This window comes from Flavobacterium odoriferum (assembly GCF_025499515.1).
In the GTDB taxonomy this organism is placed as follows: Bacteria; Bacteroidota; Bacteroidia; order Flavobacteriales; family Flavobacteriaceae; genus Flavobacterium; species Flavobacterium odoriferum.
Genome location: NZ_JAMKFA010000007.1, coordinates 126,013 through 142,251 on the forward strand (window position 1 = coordinate 126,013; position 16,239 = coordinate 142,251).

Here is a 16,239-nt window from a genome sequence, read left to right on the forward strand (position 1 = left end):
TTTGTATATACAAATTTAGTGATAAAAAGAATACGAAATACTTATTTAGGAAAAAATTAGGAAAGCAATTCTATTTTGAAATATCTCAAAATGAAGAAAATAGAAATTAAATTAATTAAAAGAGCTAACCAATAATACTTGCTATAATCATCCGTATTTATAGCAATTTCATATAAATTTAAAAGTGGTAAAATCACAACAGCTATCCAAATAGGAATCCAAATGATTTCGGTTTCAAAACCAATAAAATGAATGGTTTCAAAATTTTGAAAAATACCAACGAATGTCATTAATAGAACGACAATACTAAGTAAAAGATATACCTTATTTTTTGTTGACATCCTAAACCAAATAAATTCCGTCTTCTTTGATTTCGATTAATTGTTGTTTGTATAAATTTCCAACGGCTTTTTTGAAATTCTTCTTACTCATTTTCAACACCGTTTTAATGTCTTCTGGATGCGAATTATCAGTCAATCGCAAGAAACCACGATTGGCTTTTAATTCGTCTAAAATAATTTGAGATGAAGGTTCTATTGCTTCTACTCCAACTTTACGAAGTAAGACATCAATTTTCCCATCAGGACGAATGTTTTTGATGTAACCAATGGTTTTCATTCCAGGTTTTACATCCGTGTATACTTCATTTTTATAAGCTAAACCTTTGTATTTCTGATTGATGATAACATTGATTCCACCATCGGTAATATGAGAAATTAAGATATTTACTTCTTCATTGGGTTCCAAATCAACATTTTCATTCGTCAAATACTTGTTCGTTCTACTTGAAGCTACCAAACGATTCGTTTTTTCGTCCATGTGCATGTAAACCAAATAACGTTTTCCAACTTCCATCGGTCGGGCTTGCTCTTTAAACGGAACAAATAAATCTTTCTCTAAACCCCAATCTAAAAAAGCACCAAACTGATTCATGTAATTTACTTTTAAATGCGCAAATTCATTCAGTTTGATATAGGGTTTAAGCGTAGTTGCCACAGGACGTTCTTCATGGTCAAGATAGATAAATACAGTTAAATCATCTCCAATAGAAAATTCTTTCGGTACATATTTATTCGGCAATAAAACATCATCTTCTTGTGTTTCTTCACTTCCTAAAAACAAACCAACTTTAGTATCTCTTAATATTTTTAACGTATTGAACTCTCCTATATGTAACATAATAAAATAAATAAAGTGCAAAGGTAAGCATTTTAAAAATTAGAATTTAGAAATCGGAAATCCAGAAAATGAAAAAACCACAAATCAATTACTGACTTGTGGTTTTATGTTATATTTTCTAAAACTTAGATTCCGATTTCTAATTGAAAACGAACATACCAATTTTGTTTGTTACTTCCGTCGAAATAATTCAAATCACTTAACGTAACTTCACCTTGTAATTTAAAAGCATGCTCCCATAAATATTTAGTAACACCTAACGAATATTGCTTAGAATCAGGAGTTAATGCTTGAATATCTTCATGCATTTTTTGAGTAGAAAAACGACCAATGATTTCGTAGTTTGTTGGAAAAACATAACTTAATTGATAGTCCATTCCACTTCCTACTGGCACATAATTAAACTCTGTAATGTCATCTGGATTAAAAGCAATTGGATCTTTCGCTGAACGAGACATATAACTCGACATAAAAGCCCAACCATTATATTTGAACATCGCATCTAACAATACCGATTTCATTGTTTTTTGTTCGAATAAATCGCCACCTAGTTGACCTTGTGTTCTTCTTGCTAAGTTATTTTGATGAAAAGCTCCAGATAATAACAATCTTGGTTTTTCTTCACGAGCAACGTCTCCTTCAAAATTTGTTCCATCTTTTTTAAACGAACCAAAAGGCATTAACTCTAATTTTCCAGTTAAGGCTACTCCATCATCAGCAGATTTTGTCCAGTTTCTTCCTTCTCCAGTAGTTACTGCCGTTTTTACATTGTATGAAAATTTATCTTTGTTTTCGTTTAAATAATACGCTTGAAAACCAAAATCTCTATCAATGGTGAAACGAGCATTATTAATACTTCTATCGGTCAATTGTAAAGCTCCTGATGAATTTACACGTTGACGATTTCCTGGTAATTTGGTTTGCCCAAAAAGAAAACTCCAATGTTTATTTGGACGATAAAAAACAGCAGCATCACGAATAATATTGATATTTTCTCCATCTTGAATTTCGCCCACATCACCTGGTGCAAACGACAATTGAATTACATATAAAAAGTGTGGATTACCTACATATCCATCAAAACGCAAACGTAAACGTCTAATTTCTCCTGAATAAGCAGCATCTTCGTCCTCATTTTGAATAAATGTAACACGATTTTGCATTCTAAAACGAATATTTAATTGAAATAAACTATCTGGCGAGGTTATTCCTAATCCTTTTCCATAGCTATAATATGGAAGTGCAGCCAACTTTAAATCGTTGTCTTTTGTGGTTACTTTTATGTCTTGAGCTACAGTAATTGCAGTAGTTACAAGCAATAAAAAGGTTACTAATTTTTTCATTTGTTATGTTGTTGTATATTTTGTGCAAACTTAACATCAAATCAATGTTAAGTATGTTAAGTAAATATTACCTTTGCAAAAAATTAATGTTATGTCAAATATATACATTGGATATCACTTTACAATAGAACCTATTGAATTAGGTAGCGAAATTTTAATTGCTGAATTAGGAGAAAAAGCTTTTGAAAGTTTTATTGAAACTGAAACAGGGATTTCTGCTTATGTTCAGAAAGATTTGTGGAGCGAAACTATTCTAGAAGATATTCAGATCTTAGATAATCCAGAATTTAAAATCGATTATACTTTTGAGGAAATTGAGCAAGTGAATTGGAATGAAGAATGGGAAAAAAACTTTGAAGCGATTGAAGTAGACGGAAAATGTCATGTGAGAGCGCCATTTCACGAAAAAACAAATGCTGAATACGATATTGTAATTGAACCAAAAATGAGTTTTGGAACAGGTCATCATGAAACCACTCACATGATGATTCAACATATTTTGGAAACCGATTTTACGAATAAAAAAACCTTAGATATGGGGTGCGGAACTGCCATTTTAGCCATTTTAGCTGAAATGAAAGGTGCTCAACCAATCGATGCTATTGATATTGACAATTGGTGCTATTTAAACTCAATTGAAAATGCAGAACGTAATAATTGCAAGCATATTTCGGTTTACGAAGGTGATGCTTCTTTATTAGTTGGTAAAAAATACGACATTATTATTGCAAACATTAATCGTAATATTTTATTAAACGATATGCAACAATATGTAGATTGTTTAAACGAAAACGGAATTTTATTTTTAAGCGGTTTTTACACAGAAGATATCCCAGTAATTTCAGAAAGTTGTACGTCAAAAGGATTGACCTATCTAAAACAATTTGAACGTAACAATTGGGTTGCATTGAAATTTGTGAAATAGTTAGGAGATGGAAGTTGGGAGTTTAACTTTTTTAAATCTTGAATTTGATTTTTGAAATTGAACTTGAATTTTGAATTTGATTTTTGAATTTGAATTTGATTCAGTATTTTTGTAAAGAACTTTCAAACGTAAAGAAAATGAGCACGATAGAAAAAGTACAAGAAGAAGTTTTAGTAGCTGAAGCTGTTGGTGTAAATAACGAAATTGTGTTACACAATGATGATGTAAATACATTTGACCATGTTATTGATACATTAATAAGAGTTTGCAAACACGATGAATTACAAGCCGAGCAATGTGCTTTATTAGTACATTATAAAGGCAAATGCACGGTTAAAACGGGTCCGATTGACCAACTTAAGCCGCAATGTTCCGCATTATTAGATGCTGGATTAAGTGCAGAAATTATATAAATAAAAAGTCCCGATAAATCGGGACTTTTTATTTAATCTCTAACAAACTCAGTTAGATAATAAATTTCATCAACTTCATCATAGTATTTAACTTTTAATTTTGTTGATGTTAATTCTATTATTTCAGAAGTAGAACTTTCACCTGGACCATAAGATACTGTAATCATATTTCCACTTCTAGACCAAGTTGCATTATCAACACTCTCAGAACAACTTGAATTGTAGTATACATCTCTTAATGTTCCATTGCTGAATAATTCTGTAAAATCATTTGCAGAGGAGCAAGAATTCTCATAAGGATATAAAACTTCTTCTCCTCCAGATATCTCACCTTGTTTTAAAAAAATCCATTTACCTACAATATTTCCCGAAGTACTAGCTCCACTATCATCATCACTACTACATGAATTAAAAGCTAGTGAAAGTGATACAATTGACACAAATAATAAAATTCTTTTTTTCATAATTTACTTTTTATAGTTGATCAAAAATACACATTTTTTTTAATCACCAACAAAATTTTAAAAAATTTACTCAAGTTATTTATAAAAAAAATCTTAATAAAATTGAGACTTCCTATTTAACTCATTTTTCCAATGGCACAACTCACATACGATTTGGCTTTTGAACCTAAACTATTCGCTTCTCCATCTTCTGGATAACCCAAAGCTTTTAATTTTTCTTTAACTTCAATAAGTTTTTCTTCTGTTGTGTAAACAAAAGAAACACAACTTTCTTCAACATTTACTGAAACATCAGTAATCGCATCAAGCGTTGAAATATTTTTAGTAATTGTATTGGCACAACCGCCACATTTCAAATTTTGTATATATAATGTAGTTTTCATGATATGATATTATATTTTATGAATAACAAATTTACAAAATCTACAAACTAAACACCGTAACTTTTGTTACTTTAACGTAACTTTAATGAGGTAATTTATCTTTCAATAACCCGTAAATATAGGTTCCTAATAAGGCTCCAACTAGTACTACTGCAATTGCATATGTTCCTGTCCCTAATAAAATAAAAATAGGTCCTGGACAACTTCCTACTAATGCCCAACCTAATCCAAAAAGTGTTCCACCAAAAACATAACGCCAAAAACCTCGTTCTTTTTCAATAATTTTAATTGGAAAACCATTAAAATCTTTTAGTTTTTTACGTTTAATGATTTGTAAACCTATAATTCCTGTAAAAAGAGCCGTTCCAATAATTCCAAACATATGAAACGATTGAAAATGAAACATTTCGTAAATACGATACCAAGAAACAGCTTCTGCCTTAGTTAAAACAATTCCGAAAAAAATTCCGGTTAGAAAAAAACGTGCTAACTTCATAATTATGCTGCTTTAAAAATTAGTGGTAATAAATAATGTGCCATCAATAAACCGCCTATAAAAAATCCAATTACTGCGACTAATGATGGTAATTGCAAATTACTCAACCCTGAAATAGCATGACCAGATGTACAACCACCTGCATAACGTGTTCCAAAACCAATTAGTAATCCGCCAATTAATAAAACGGCAAATCCTTTTGGTGTTTGTAACGTTTCAATACTAAAAATAGTATCAGGAAGTAATTTCCCGTTTGGCGCTTCAATACCAAGAGTTTGTAATTGAGTTAATGTTTCTGGGTTTAAATTAACACCTGTTCCATTTGATAAAAAATGATAGGCAATAAATCCGCCAACGATTGCTCCTAAAACAACTGCTAAACTCCATTTTTGTTCGCGCCAATCTAATTTAAAAAAGTCGCTAAATTTTCCGGCTCCAGCCATAGAACACATCGTTCTTAAGTTAGACGACATTCCAAAGTTTTTTCCAAAGTAGGTTAAAATAAGCATTGTTACTCCGATTAAAAAACCAGAAATTGACCAATGCCATGTTCCGAAGATAAATTCCATATTTTTTTTGCAATTTTGTACAAAAATAGAAATTAAGATTGGTTTTAGTAACAATTGTTACAATTTTGGCTAATTTTGAAGCAACAAAACACCTCTTACAAAATGAAAAAGTTTAAAATAGAAATCAAATGGGCTATAATCATGTCGATTATATTTTTGGCGTGGATGACATTAGAAAAACAATTGGGATTTCATGATGAAAAAATTAAATGGCAAATGTTTTTTACGATGCTAATTATTTTTCCAAACTTCCTATTGTATTATTTAGCTTTAAGTGATAAAAAGAAAAACTATTACAACGGAGAAATGAGTTGGAAACAAGGATTTATATCTGGTGTTGTTATTTCTTTTATTGTTGTAATATTTAGTCCGATTACACAATTTATCACCCACGAATTCATTACACCAAACTATTTCGACAAACTAATTGCGCTTTCGGTAGAAAGTAAAAGATTAACCTTAGAAGAAGCAAAAAGTTATTTTAATTTAACAGCTTATATTTGGCAAAGTATTTCGGGTGGATTATCTTTTGGAGTGGTAATTGGCGCGATTGTTGCTTACATTTTAAAACCAAAAACACCAGTTTCAACGATTAAATCAAATTAAAATGAAATACTTTTTTTCTATAATTACAGCAGTATTTTTAACCAGTTGTGTAAGTACTGAATCCACTTTAAAAAATGTAGATAATTCTGCTAAAAGACCTTCATTTACTGATAACAGATATGTTATTACAGAATATGCAGAAGATAGTAAATATGGATTTGATCCAGATTATCCAGTAAATATTGGCTTTATTAATGAAAAACAAGAAGCCATAAACATTGAATACTATTTTAATGGGTTAGAGGGTCCAAATGGTGAAAAAATTAGCTTCAAAAAAGTGGATACTTGTTGCCCTTTTCCAACAAAAAATACCACTATGGGCGCTGGAACAATTGGAATTTATGAAGTAACCTTAGAAGGTACAACAAAAAAATTAACCATGTATTTTAATACGTTTGAAAAGGGAAAAATAGTTTGTCCAAAAGGATTATCAATAAAAAAACTTCCTACACGTGATAAATAAAAAACTTTTTAAATAAAGTGTAACATAAGTAACCTTTTAAACTGCTGTTTAGAAGGTTTTTCTTTTTATCTTTGCAACTTCAAAATCAACACAACATGAATTTACAAAACATACCTCAAATCAAACATTTAGATAGTGGTAATTTTTTCTTATTAGCTGGTCCTTGCGCTATTGAAGGCGAAGAAATGGCTATGCGAATTGCTGAAAAATTAGTTTCTGTTACCGATAAATTACAAATTCCTTACGTTTTCAAAGGTTCTTTCAAGAAAGCAAATCGTTCAAGAATTGATAGTTTTTCTGGAATTGGAGATGAAAAAGCATTAAAAATTTTACAAAAAGTATCAAAAGAATTTGGTGTACCAACTGTAACCGATATTCACACCAATGAAGATGCTGCAATGGCCGCTGAATATGTTGATGTTTTACAAATTCCTGCCTTTCTTGTGCGTCAAACTGATTTAGTAGTAGCAGCTGCTAATACAGGTAAAACTGTAAACTTGAAAAAAGGCCAATTTATGAGTCCGGAAAGCATGAAACATGCCGTTCAAAAAGTATTAGATTGCCAAAACGAAAACGTAATGGTAACCGATAGAGGAACAATGTTTGGCTATCAAGACATGATTGTAGATTTTAGAGGAATCCCTACCATGCAAAACTTTGCAACTACGGTTTTAGATGTAACACATTCGTTACAACAACCAAATCAAACTACTGGTGTTACTGGTGGTCGTCCAGATATGATTGAAACCGTTGCCAAAGCAGGAATTGCTGTTGGTGTTGACGGAATTTTCATTGAAACACATTTTGATCCTGCAAATGCAAAAAGTGATGGAGCCAATATGTTACACTTAGATTATTTCGAAAACTTAATGACTAAATTAGTTGCTATTCGCAAAACCGTAAATCAATTTTAATATTTTATAATTTTAATGAAACATCCATTTTTAATGGTTGTACTAACTTTTTGTGTTTTTTCACAGTACACCTTTTCGCAAGAAACAGTCGAAAATCCTGAAAAATACACGAGTAAAAACAAAGGTAAATTTTATGTTTTTTGGGGTGGAAATCGCGAATCGTATTCTAAATCAGACATTCGTTTTAAAGGTGCTGATTACGATTTTACCATTTACAATGTTTCGGCACATGACAAACCAAAAGGATATCATATTGATTATGTAAATCCTGCACGAATGACTATTCCACAAACCAATTTAAGAATTGGGTATTTCATTAATGACCATTACAACATTTCTATTGGTTTGGATCATATGAAATACGTGATGTATAATGATAGAAGGGTTGATTATTCAGGATATTATCCAGAAGAAGGAAATAATACATTTGGAGAAACAATATCAGATGATGAATTGTTGTTAACCGAAGATTTCTTATTATTTGAACATACCGATGGTTTAAACTATATAAACACAGAGATTTCTCGTGTAGATGATATATCTGGCTTAATTGGATTACCAAATACCGATAAATTTCAAATCAATTTAACTGAAGGAATTGGAGGAGGATTTTTATATCCTAAAACAAATACAACTTTATTAGGAAAAGACAGATACGATGAGTTTCATATATCTGGTTATGGTCTTTCAGCAAAAGTAGGATTGAATTTTACTTTTTTTAAATATTTCTTTATTCAAACCGAATTAAAAGGTGGCTATATCGAAATGAATGACATTAGAACTACAAAAGATAAAGCAGATTCTGCCGAACAAAATTTTTGGTTTTTCCAACGCATCATAGCGGTTGGCGGAATTTTTAGATTGTAATCAAATTGATTACTATACAAATCACGGATTCTGAACGAGTTCGTGATTTTTTATTTATAAAGCAATTTCGCTTCCGAAATAACATCAATTAAAACGGCATTATCTATTTCTTCAATAGAAAAATATCGCAACGATTTAACGGTATTTCGTTTTTCGTCTACCAAAACTTCTTGATTCTTTTTTAATTCAAATCCTTTGGCAAAACCAACATCTAAAAACCCTTTTTTATGGTTGGGAGCTAAATAACAAAATGGTTTTTTCTTATAATACACGTACGGAATTCCCCATTTAAATAGCAATTCTGATTGCGAAAGCTCCTGCTCTACTACTGCAAGCACATGTAACATCATCGCTTGGTATTGTTCAGGTTGACGGAGTATATATGCTTCTGTAGGTTTCATAGAAAATGATTTCTTCAAAAATAATGTAAAAAAAGTTTGGTCAACAAATTATTTATTATTTACTTTGTATTTCAAAGTACTTTAAAATGGAAAACTACAACTATCTTAACGACATTACCGAAATCAAAAATTTGATGAACAAATCATCACGTTTTATATCTTTGAGTGGTTTATCGGGAATTTTAGCAGGCGTTTATGCATTAGTTGGTGCATGGATGGCTTACAAAACGATATACTTTGATACTTCAACAATGGGTGCTTATCGCGATTTAATCATTTCTGAAGATGCAGTAATTCGCTTATTGATTATTGCCACTTCTGTTTTAGTGTTGTCGATTGTAACTGGAATTGTGTTAAGTATCAGTAAAGCGAGAAAAAGTCATGAAAATGTATGGAACAGCGCTTCCAAAAGATTGGTTATCAACTTTATGATTCCTTTGGCAACTGGTGGATTTTTTATTATCTTTTTGATCGAAAAAAATATGTTGGGTTTAGTTGCTCCATTAACTTTGATATTCTACGGATTAGCTTGTGTAAATGCTAGCAAATATACTTTAGGAGATGTTCGTTATTTAGGAATTACGATGATAGCTTTAGGTTTATTATCGACTTGGTTCTTAGGGTATGGCTTATTATTCTGGGCATTAGGATTTGGAGGATGTCATATTTTATACGGAAGTTTAATGTATTTTAAATACGAGAGAAAGTAATATGTATTTTTTGATTGGATTAAGTATACTTTTTCTTTTTTGTATTTATTTGTTAAGAAAGAAAAAAATAGGCTACTTTAAAATAATTGCAATATCATCAATCAGTTTATATCTAATCTCCATTTTGTCGTTACAATATTTTGATTATGTTGGCAAACAAGAATTAAGAAAATTTGATTTAAATAATAATGGTAAAATTGACGGAAATGAATATACATATGAATATGAACAATTAGAATTGGAAATCATCAATGACAATGGAACAAACCAATTTTATCTTTTTGGTTACCCATTTTGCTTAGTTTACTCAATTATCATAGTCTTAATCTTTTACATCGCAACAAAACTTTTAACCTTTTAAACCTTAAACTAAACATGCTAAACATCATCCAAAATATCAATAAAGCCTTTGATCACCGAATTCGTTTGGGGATTATGTCGATATTGATGGTGAATGAAAGTGCAGATTTTAATATGCTTAAGGAACTTTTAGGCGTAACCGATGGCAACTTAGCTTCGCATACTAAAGCATTAGAATTAGAAAATTACATTCAAATTGAGAAACAGTTCATTGGTAAAAAACCCAACACAAAATATAGTGCTACAAAAGAAGGAAGAATTGCCTTTACTTCTCATATTGAAGCACTTGAAAAATTAATCAAGAAAAGCTAAACCTATTTTTTTATCTATTTACTTTGAATTACAAAGTACTTTTAATTAATATTTATGAGAGATTTATTTATCGAAAAAATGTACGAACTCAGTAAAAAACCGTATCAAAAATTCTTTAAGAAAGGAAAAGCTTGGGATGTTGAAGTCAATCAGTTGATACAACTTCCTAATGATAGCCTGGGATTTCATTTAGGTTGCTTTTTAGTGAAATACAATTTTGAAATCCAACCCAAATTGGAAGACCACGATATTATTCACGTGTTAACCAATACCGGAATTTCAGTTGTAGAAGAAATAGGCATGCAATATTATTTGTATGGAAACGGCAAACGAAGCTTGTATTTAATGATGGTAATCATTTCTGGAACACTCTTCTATCCTACTCGATTTTCATATTTCAAACAACAATATCAAAGAGGAAAAGTGGCACATGAATTCTTTGGATTGGATTTTTTAAATATGCTTTCGGTTCCACTAACTCACATTCAAAAAACCTTTAATATTCAATAACTAATCAAATAATAAAAACATGGAAACACAAATGCAACAAGAACCAAAAGTACCGTTCTTTCAAACCACAACCGCTAAAATGATAATGGTTGGGATTCTAACTTTAGTATTAATCATTCCATTAGCATTAGTACAAGAATTAATTGTAGAAAGAAGCCAACGCCAAAAAGAAGTCATTACCGAAACCACTTCCAAATGGGGAAATTCGGTTTACTTTTATGGTCCGATTTTAAAAGTGCCGTACAAAGATCCAATGTCGGGAGCCAATAATTATGCCTATTTCTTTCCTGAAGAATTAAATAATAAATCGGAAGTTACCATGGTAAAGCCTTTAGAAAGAAGCATTTACAAATCGAATGTATTTACCACCAAAATGCAATTTGATGGAAATTATACTACTCCGAATTTTGCTTCAAAAGGAATTCCATCTGAAAATATCTATTGGAATCGAGCTAAAATTTTAATTCGTACTACTAATTTGAAAAGTCTCAAAGATGAAGTAAAAATGAAAATTGGGAATCAAAATTTAGCTTTTGAATCGGTTGCAAATAGTACAAATGACAGCATTGAAAGCTTGGAGACCAACTATTTTGATTATAAAACGCTTGAAAACAATACCAAATTTAATTTTACAATTTCATTTAACGGAAGCAAGCAAGTAAAAATGGTTCCGATTGGAAAAACTACTGATGCGAAAATGACTTCAAATTGGAATTCGCCGAACTTTAACGGAAACTTCTCGCCTATTTCAAGAGAAATTACGGATAACGGCTTTGAAGCCAATTGGAAAATACTACATTTCAATCGTCCGTTTGCCCAAAACTATTTTGAAGTTTTACCCGAATTAGGCAAATACGCTTTTGCAGTAGATTTTATTACGCCAGTTGATGAATATCAGCAAAACGAACGCGCTTCTAAATACGGCTTTTTGGTCATTGGATTAACCTTTTTAATCTTCTTTTTGATTCAGTCGATTAGTAAAATTAACATTCATATTTTTCAGTATTCGATGATTGGAATTGCTTTGATTATGTTTTACACTTTACTAATTTCGATTACTGAACACAGTACATTTTCTTTTGCTTACTTGATTGCTGGAGCATCGGTCATAATAATGATTTCGCTGTATTCCATTTCCATATTAAAAGATAGAAAGTTTCCAACTTTCATTGGGATTTCGCTTAGTGTTTTATATACTTTTATTTATGTGATTATCCAATTGGAAGATTATGCTTTATTAGTAGGAAGTATTGGATTGTTTTTAATACTAGCTGCTGTGATGTATTTCTCGAGAAAGATTGAATGGAATAAATAAAAACAAAAACCTCCGATTGAAAACATTCAATCGGAGGTTAAACTTATCACTATTTACTAATTACTCATCACTAATTAATGACTTCCCTCTACTTCAATTGCATCTACATCAATGTTTTGTTTCTTTAGCAAGCCTTTTACCAAAATTGCGAAAAGTGTTAAATAAGCAAAACAAACTACAGCAATAATATACGATTGATGAATTCCAATAATATCAGATAATTTTCCCTGAATTGGAGGAATAATTCCACCACCTAAAATCATCATAACTAAAAACGCAGAACCTTGCGAAGTATATTTTCCTAATCCAATAATTGACAAACTAAAAATAGATGGCCACATAATACTACACGCTAATCCACCTGCTAAAAAGGCATAAATAGCAACTGTTCCTGTGCTAAATAGACCAATTAACATCGCAGCAACTCCAAATGTTCCAAATATGGTTAACGTTCTTGCTGGTTTATCTTTACTTAAAAAGAAAGCTCCAATTTGTATCAAAACACAGAAAATATAATAATACAAAGGTTTCATGTCTTTTCCTGAAATTATGTTTACACCTAAAATAATTCCAAAAGCAATTAATGGAACCACAATTAAAGCTATGGTCTTTTTTGTGCCTTGCAAATTAAAAACGCTAATAGCTCCTGCCCAACGCCCAATCATCAAACTTCCCCAATACATAGAAATATAAGGCGCAATATCAGATGATTGTAAGCTACCAAATTCTTCTAATTTTAATAACTCTCCTAAATTACTACCAATTGCAACTTCCACTCCAACGTAAGTAAAAATAGCCAACATTCCTAAAACCAACTGTGGATATTGCATAGCTCCCCAACCTTCCGATCTCTTTTTTGCTGAAGCATAAGAAAACATCAAGCCACCTACAACAACTAATAAAGCTCCAGAAAGCCATAGCATTCTCTCTCTTTCAATCGCCTTCTTTAAAACTGTCAATTTAGTATTTTTCGTATTCAAATTTTCTTTATAAACTGCTAATTCATCACCCGTAAAGTCTTTTGTTTTTTCAATTGCTTTTTTCGATTTAGCATAGTTTAAATCATATTCTAAAGTTTCAATTTTTTTAGCTTCAGCACTTTTATAACTTTGAAATACGGGTGTAAACATTACACCTAATAAAACCGTCATAATTACCAATGTTCTTAGTGCTTTATTAGCTTTTTCCATTGGTTCATTTGCAATTCCGCTTGGTACTTTTTTAGAAAAATAAAATAATGCCGCAGCTGCAACAAATAATAATCCAACACCAATATATAATAATACTACTTTACTTAATTCTAATGCTTTAATTTGATCATCTGAAATTGATTTTGCGGTTCCAAACAAAGCCAATGCCACTACAATTGGTCCAATAGTTGTCCCAAAAGAGTTGATTCCTCCACCAAGATTCACACGACTTGCTCCAGTTTTTGGGTCGCCCAATAAAATTGCAAACGGATTTGCAGCAGTTTGTTGCAATGAAAAACCTAATGCAACTATGAATAATCCTACTAACATTCCAGCATAAACACTTGCTTCAACAGCAATAATCATTGCTCCAGCACCTAAAGCCGAAAATAATAATCCGTAAACAATACTTTTCTTGTAACCCCATTTTCCAACAATATCTTTGCCCGATAAATCTCCTAAAGCAAATAGTAATAAAGCACCAACGTAATATGCCGTATAAAAAGCAAAATCAACCAACTGCGATTGAAATTGATCTAATGAAAAATAACTTTTACAAAATGGAATAAAAATACTGTTTCCAGCTGCGATAAATCCCCAAAAGAAAAACACTGTAATAAGGGTATACAATGCAGGATAATTAGTTTTGATTTGATTGTTCATTAGTGTTTGATTAGTTTTTAACAAATATATATGTTTTTAGCCTAAAACAAAAAATCCCGATAGAAATCGAGATTTTGTAATTATATTTTTTGTTATTTATTGTCCATCAACATAATCTTGCAAATAGGCAAAACGTGGTGTCAATTTTCCCTTTTCGGTCATTTTGGCTCTTTCTAAAATACCATCTTTATCTCCATTGAAAAATGCTGGAATTACATGCTGCATAAACATTTCACCAAAACCTTCACTGGCATCTTTAGGTAATTCACAAGGCAAATTATCTACTGACATTACCATTATTGAAGCAGGATGCGTGTAAGAAACTTCTTTATGCTCACTTGGTAAGTAACCGAAAAATGGTTCTGCAATAGTTGAAGCCTTTAGTGTACATGCAACAGGACCATCAACATCACAAGAAATATCTGCCACAACTTGAATTTTATTATCAGGTGCTTGAAGCATTTCACGTGTTAAAATATCTGGCGCTCCGTTTCCATGAAAATGTCCAGCAATGTATACATCAGCAACTTTTGTAAAACGACCAAAATCTGAAATATAATCTTGCGGATTTTTATAGAAATCATCGTTGTTTAAAACTTGCCCATCAATTCGTTTATTGTAATCCAAAACATCAATTTGTACATAAACGGGTTCAGAGTATTTTTTTGATAAAAAATCTGTAACAGAGACTTGCTTAATTTTCATACCATCCAAAATTTCTTTTGCGCCCATTCCTACTTTTCCGTGTCCAGAAAGCACAATTTTTATATTTGGGAGCGTTTGTCTTTTTAAACGGGTAATCAACTCATCTTTTCCACTTAAAGTTTCTGCTTTAGCCAATGTAAACAAGTCATATTTTATTCCGAAAGCTCTAAAACCATTGTAAGCACCAACAATTCCGGCATATCGTCCAAAACCAATTAATCTTCTGTTAGTTGCATCAACAATTGTTTCATGATCATACAATTCAATATTTTTTTCAAGTATTGCTTGTAGTAATTTTCTATTATAAGGTTGTTTTTTTATGGTATGCGAAAAGAAAAAGTATTTTTTATTCGAAATTAAAGCATCAACTGGCACTTCTTTTACACCAAATAAAACATCACAATCAGTTACATCAGAATCAACTTTTATTCCTAAATTTTGATATTGCTCATCAGAAAAAACACGAATATCTGAACTTTCAACTTTTACAACTGCTTCAGGATGTTCAGATTGCAATCGAACTAACTCTTCTGGAGTAAAAACCACTCTTCTATCTGGCGGGTTTTTTCTTTCTTTAATAATACCAAACTTCATGCTAAAAAATATTTTGTAACCAAACATTTGATTAATGTTACAAATATAACTTTTTACCTTTGTTTGTACAACAGTTTTTTTTATTGAAAAAATGATAGTACTTTTGGCTCACTTTTTGATAAATATACTATTCAAAAATCTAATTTTCAAAATGGGGTCGACTGGTTTTGACAGCGAGTGGAATTGATTAGTAAGCACGTCGAGCGTTGTATGTTTAGCTCGTAAATCCAAATGTACAAACCTATAAACGGCGAAAATAATTACGCTTTAGCTGCTTAATCTGAATTATAGTAAGATTTGCCAAGTTCCTACTAGGTAGGAAAGCTGGATTCTCCTCAAAAGCCTTGGTTTATGGCGGTTGGTTTAGGAGAACCGTAAAAGTAAACCTAGAGAAGGTAATGCTTTAAATCCTTCTTGACACTGATAAAGCTAAGCTAAAAGTGGCGGTTTCTAGCCTTGCTTTTAGTCGAAAATTCAAGAGGAAACTAAGCGTGTAGAAAGCTTTTTGATTGCTTGTTTGGACGAGAGTTCGATTCTCTCCGACTCCACAGAAAACCCTGTAAAACATTAATTTACAGGGTTTATTATTTACGATTGACAATTTAGTTGATTTATCTAAAAATAATTGATTTCACCATATATTTTTATTCATTTCTTGAAATTCAAATTTTATTCTTCTTCATTTTTTAATCATTTCAACTTAATTTTTAAAAAGGAATCATAACATTTGATAAATCTGAGTTATAAATTAAATCGTTGTTCATTTGAAAAACTTATCAACAAAATTAAATCATAATTTGTTGATTATTATTTATTCAAACAAGACTAAAAAGTCTTTTTAATATCTAAATTTGCTC

At 31.0% G+C, this 16,239-nt stretch carries 21 protein-coding genes and 1 other RNA gene; 12 read left to right on the forward strand and 10 right to left on the reverse strand.

The window, feature by feature from the left end; translation table 11 throughout:
• Nucleotides 1-56: 56 nt before the first annotated feature.
• The 3 genes from M9Q43_RS06535 to M9Q43_RS06545 form a co-directional block, all read right to left on the reverse strand.
• Nucleotides 57-290 carry a hypothetical protein gene (locus M9Q43_RS06535; protein ID WP_262318152.1) on the reverse strand — a complete coding sequence of 78 codons (234 nt, stop codon included), beginning with the start codon at nt 288-290 and terminating at the stop codon, nt 57-59.
• 52 nt (nt 291-342) lie between these two features.
• A complete protein-coding gene (locus M9Q43_RS06540; RefSeq protein ID WP_262318153.1) occupies nt 343-1,179 on the reverse strand; it encodes a CvfB family protein in 837 nt (278 codons plus the stop codon).
• Nucleotides 1,180-1,304: 125 nt separating this feature from the next.
• Nucleotides 1,305-2,522: an OprO/OprP family phosphate-selective porin gene (locus M9Q43_RS06545; protein WP_262318154.1), complete on the reverse strand. Its 1,218-nt coding sequence runs from the start codon at nt 2,520-2,522 to the stop codon at nt 1,305-1,307.
• A gap of 91 nt (nt 2,523-2,613) precedes the next feature.
• Between M9Q43_RS06545 and prmA the strand changes: the two genes are divergently transcribed.
• A complete protein-coding gene (gene prmA / locus M9Q43_RS06550; protein ID WP_262318155.1) occupies nt 2,614-3,447 on the forward strand; it encodes a 50S ribosomal protein L11 methyltransferase in 834 nt (277 codons plus the stop codon).
• Between the two features lie 137 nt (nt 3,448-3,584).
• Nucleotides 3,585-3,860, forward strand: coding sequence for an ATP-dependent Clp protease adaptor ClpS (locus M9Q43_RS06555; RefSeq protein ID WP_153201712.1), 276 nt, complete (start codon nt 3,585-3,587; stop codon nt 3,858-3,860).
• Between the two features lie 32 nt (nt 3,861-3,892).
• Here the strand turns inward: M9Q43_RS06555 and M9Q43_RS06560 are convergent, their stop codons facing one another.
• The 4 genes from M9Q43_RS06560 to M9Q43_RS06575 form a co-directional block, all read right to left on the reverse strand.
• The gene (locus M9Q43_RS06560) at nt 3,893-4,300 is read right to left on the reverse strand and encodes a lipocalin-like domain-containing protein (RefSeq protein WP_262318156.1); all 408 of its coding nucleotides are present in this window, start codon (nt 4,298-4,300) and stop codon (nt 3,893-3,895) included.
• A 140-nt stretch (nt 4,301-4,440) separates the two neighbouring features.
• Nucleotides 4,441-4,707, reverse strand: a complete 267-nt coding sequence (locus tag M9Q43_RS06565; protein WP_262318157.1) for a heavy-metal-associated domain-containing protein — start codon at nt 4,705-4,707, stop codon at nt 4,441-4,443.
• 82 nt (nt 4,708-4,789) lie between these two features.
• Nucleotides 4,790-5,203: a YeeE/YedE family protein gene (locus M9Q43_RS06570; protein WP_262318158.1), complete on the reverse strand. Its 414-nt coding sequence runs from the start codon at nt 5,201-5,203 to the stop codon at nt 4,790-4,792.
• A gap of 2 nt (nt 5,204-5,205) precedes the next feature.
• A complete protein-coding gene (locus M9Q43_RS06575; RefSeq protein WP_262318159.1) occupies nt 5,206-5,772 on the reverse strand; it encodes a YeeE/YedE family protein in 567 nt (188 codons plus the stop codon).
• 102 nt (nt 5,773-5,874) lie between these two features.
• On the opposite strand from M9Q43_RS06575, the gene M9Q43_RS06580 reads away from it, so the two are divergent.
• From M9Q43_RS06580 to M9Q43_RS06595, 4 genes are all read left to right on the forward strand, one after another.
• A complete protein-coding gene (locus M9Q43_RS06580) occupies nt 5,875-6,378 on the forward strand; it encodes a DUF4199 domain-containing protein (protein WP_262318160.1) in 504 nt (167 codons plus the stop codon).
• Between the two features lies 1 nt (nt 6,379).
• A complete protein-coding gene (locus tag M9Q43_RS06585) occupies nt 6,380-6,841 on the forward strand; it encodes a 2-dehydro-3-deoxyphosphooctonate aldolase (protein WP_262318161.1) in 462 nt (153 codons plus the stop codon).
• A gap of 95 nt (nt 6,842-6,936) precedes the next feature.
• Nucleotides 6,937-7,755, forward strand: coding sequence for a 3-deoxy-8-phosphooctulonate synthase (gene kdsA / locus M9Q43_RS06590; RefSeq protein ID WP_262318162.1), 819 nt, complete (start codon nt 6,937-6,939; stop codon nt 7,753-7,755).
• 15 nt (nt 7,756-7,770) lie between these two features.
• Nucleotides 7,771-8,622, forward strand: coding sequence for a hypothetical protein (locus tag M9Q43_RS06595; protein ID WP_262318163.1), 852 nt, complete (start codon nt 7,771-7,773; stop codon nt 8,620-8,622).
• A 50-nt stretch (nt 8,623-8,672) separates the two neighbouring features.
• On the opposite strand, the gene M9Q43_RS06600 is transcribed toward M9Q43_RS06595, so the two are convergent.
• Complete coding sequence (locus M9Q43_RS06600) at nt 8,673-9,023, reverse strand: DUF1801 domain-containing protein (RefSeq protein ID WP_262318164.1); 351 nt, start codon at nt 9,021-9,023, stop codon at nt 8,673-8,675.
• 86 nt (nt 9,024-9,109) lie between these two features.
• On the opposite strand from M9Q43_RS06600, the gene M9Q43_RS06605 reads away from it, so the two are divergent.
• From M9Q43_RS06605 to creD, 5 genes are all read left to right on the forward strand, one after another.
• On the forward strand, nt 9,110-9,733 hold the full coding sequence (locus M9Q43_RS06605; protein ID WP_262318165.1) for a hypothetical protein: 624 nt from the start codon (nt 9,110-9,112) through the stop codon (nt 9,731-9,733).
• A 124-nt stretch (nt 9,734-9,857) separates the two neighbouring features.
• The gene (locus M9Q43_RS06610) at nt 9,858-10,094 is read left to right on the forward strand and encodes a hypothetical protein (RefSeq protein WP_262318166.1); all 237 of its coding nucleotides are present in this window, start codon (nt 9,858-9,860) and stop codon (nt 10,092-10,094) included.
• 14 nt (nt 10,095-10,108) lie between these two features.
• Nucleotides 10,109-10,405, forward strand: coding sequence for a winged helix-turn-helix domain-containing protein (locus M9Q43_RS06615; RefSeq protein ID WP_262318167.1), 297 nt, complete (start codon nt 10,109-10,111; stop codon nt 10,403-10,405).
• A 54-nt stretch (nt 10,406-10,459) separates the two neighbouring features.
• Complete coding sequence (locus M9Q43_RS06620) at nt 10,460-10,915, forward strand: hypothetical protein (protein ID WP_262318168.1); 456 nt, start codon at nt 10,460-10,462, stop codon at nt 10,913-10,915.
• 19 nt (nt 10,916-10,934) lie between these two features.
• Nucleotides 10,935-12,230, forward strand: a complete 1,296-nt coding sequence (gene creD / locus M9Q43_RS06625) for a cell envelope integrity protein CreD (RefSeq protein ID WP_262318169.1) — start codon at nt 10,935-10,937, stop codon at nt 12,228-12,230.
• A 74-nt stretch (nt 12,231-12,304) separates the two neighbouring features.
• Here creD and M9Q43_RS06630 read toward each other — a convergent pair whose 3' ends face one another.
• Nucleotides 12,305-14,083 carry an MFS transporter gene (locus M9Q43_RS06630; protein ID WP_262318170.1) on the reverse strand — a complete coding sequence of 593 codons (1,779 nt, stop codon included), beginning with the start codon at nt 14,081-14,083 and terminating at the stop codon, nt 12,305-12,307.
• Nucleotides 14,084-14,179: 96 nt separating this feature from the next.
• Nucleotides 14,180-15,382 (reverse strand): NAD(P)-dependent oxidoreductase, encoded by a 1,203-nt coding sequence (locus M9Q43_RS06635; protein WP_262318171.1) that lies wholly within the window; start codon nt 15,380-15,382, stop codon nt 14,180-14,182.
• Nucleotides 15,383-15,535: 153 nt separating this feature from the next.
• Between M9Q43_RS06635 and ssrA the strand changes: the two genes are divergently transcribed.
• Nucleotides 15,536-15,933: a transfer-messenger RNA gene (ssrA, locus tag M9Q43_RS06640) on the forward strand.
• The last annotated feature ends 306 nt before the right edge of the window (nt 15,934-16,239 follow it).

Excerpts from the sequence above, each read along its gene's own strand:
- M9Q43_RS06585 (WP_262318161.1), top strand. The coding sequence starts at position 6,380 with ATGAAATACTTTTTTTCTATAATTACAGCAGTATTTTTAACCAGTTGT.
- M9Q43_RS06600 (WP_262318164.1), bottom strand. The coding sequence starts at position 9,023 with ATGAAACCTACAGAAGCATATATACTCCGTCAACCTGAACAATACCAA.
- M9Q43_RS06620 (WP_262318168.1), top strand. The coding sequence starts at position 10,460 with ATGAGAGATTTATTTATCGAAAAAATGTACGAACTCAGTAAAAAACCG.
- M9Q43_RS06575 (WP_262318159.1), bottom strand. The coding sequence starts at position 5,772 with ATGGAATTTATCTTCGGAACATGGCATTGGTCAATTTCTGGTTTTTTA.
- M9Q43_RS06540 (WP_262318153.1), bottom strand. The coding sequence starts at position 1,179 with ATGTTACATATAGGAGAGTTCAATACGTTAAAAATATTAAGAGATACT.
- M9Q43_RS06555 (WP_153201712.1), top strand. The coding sequence starts at position 3,585 with ATGAGCACGATAGAAAAAGTACAAGAAGAAGTTTTAGTAGCTGAAGCT.
- M9Q43_RS06580 (WP_262318160.1), top strand. The coding sequence starts at position 5,875 with ATGAAAAAGTTTAAAATAGAAATCAAATGGGCTATAATCATGTCGATT.
- M9Q43_RS06605 (WP_262318165.1), top strand. The coding sequence starts at position 9,110 with ATGGAAAACTACAACTATCTTAACGACATTACCGAAATCAAAAATTTG.
- M9Q43_RS06595 (WP_262318163.1), top strand. The coding sequence starts at position 7,771 with ATGAAACATCCATTTTTAATGGTTGTACTAACTTTTTGTGTTTTTTCA.
- kdsA (WP_262318162.1), top strand. The coding sequence starts at position 6,937 with ATGAATTTACAAAACATACCTCAAATCAAACATTTAGATAGTGGTAAT.
- M9Q43_RS06565 (WP_262318157.1), bottom strand. The coding sequence starts at position 4,707 with ATGAAAACTACATTATATATACAAAATTTGAAATGTGGCGGTTGTGCC.
- M9Q43_RS06535 (WP_262318152.1), bottom strand. The coding sequence starts at position 290 with ATGACATTCGTTGGTATTTTTCAAAATTTTGAAACCATTCATTTTATT.
- creD (WP_262318169.1), top strand. The coding sequence starts at position 10,935 with ATGGAAACACAAATGCAACAAGAACCAAAAGTACCGTTCTTTCAAACC.
- prmA (WP_262318155.1), top strand. The coding sequence starts at position 2,614 with ATGTCAAATATATACATTGGATATCACTTTACAATAGAACCTATTGAA.
- M9Q43_RS06545 (WP_262318154.1), bottom strand. The coding sequence starts at position 2,522 with ATGAAAAAATTAGTAACCTTTTTATTGCTTGTAACTACTGCAATTACT.
- M9Q43_RS06630 (WP_262318170.1), bottom strand. The coding sequence starts at position 14,083 with ATGAACAATCAAATCAAAACTAATTATCCTGCATTGTATACCCTTATT.
- M9Q43_RS06615 (WP_262318167.1), top strand. The coding sequence starts at position 10,109 with ATGCTAAACATCATCCAAAATATCAATAAAGCCTTTGATCACCGAATT.
- M9Q43_RS06570 (WP_262318158.1), bottom strand. The coding sequence starts at position 5,203 with ATGAAGTTAGCACGTTTTTTTCTAACCGGAATTTTTTTCGGAATTGTT.
- M9Q43_RS06635 (WP_262318171.1), bottom strand. The coding sequence starts at position 15,382 with ATGAAGTTTGGTATTATTAAAGAAAGAAAAAACCCGCCAGATAGAAGA.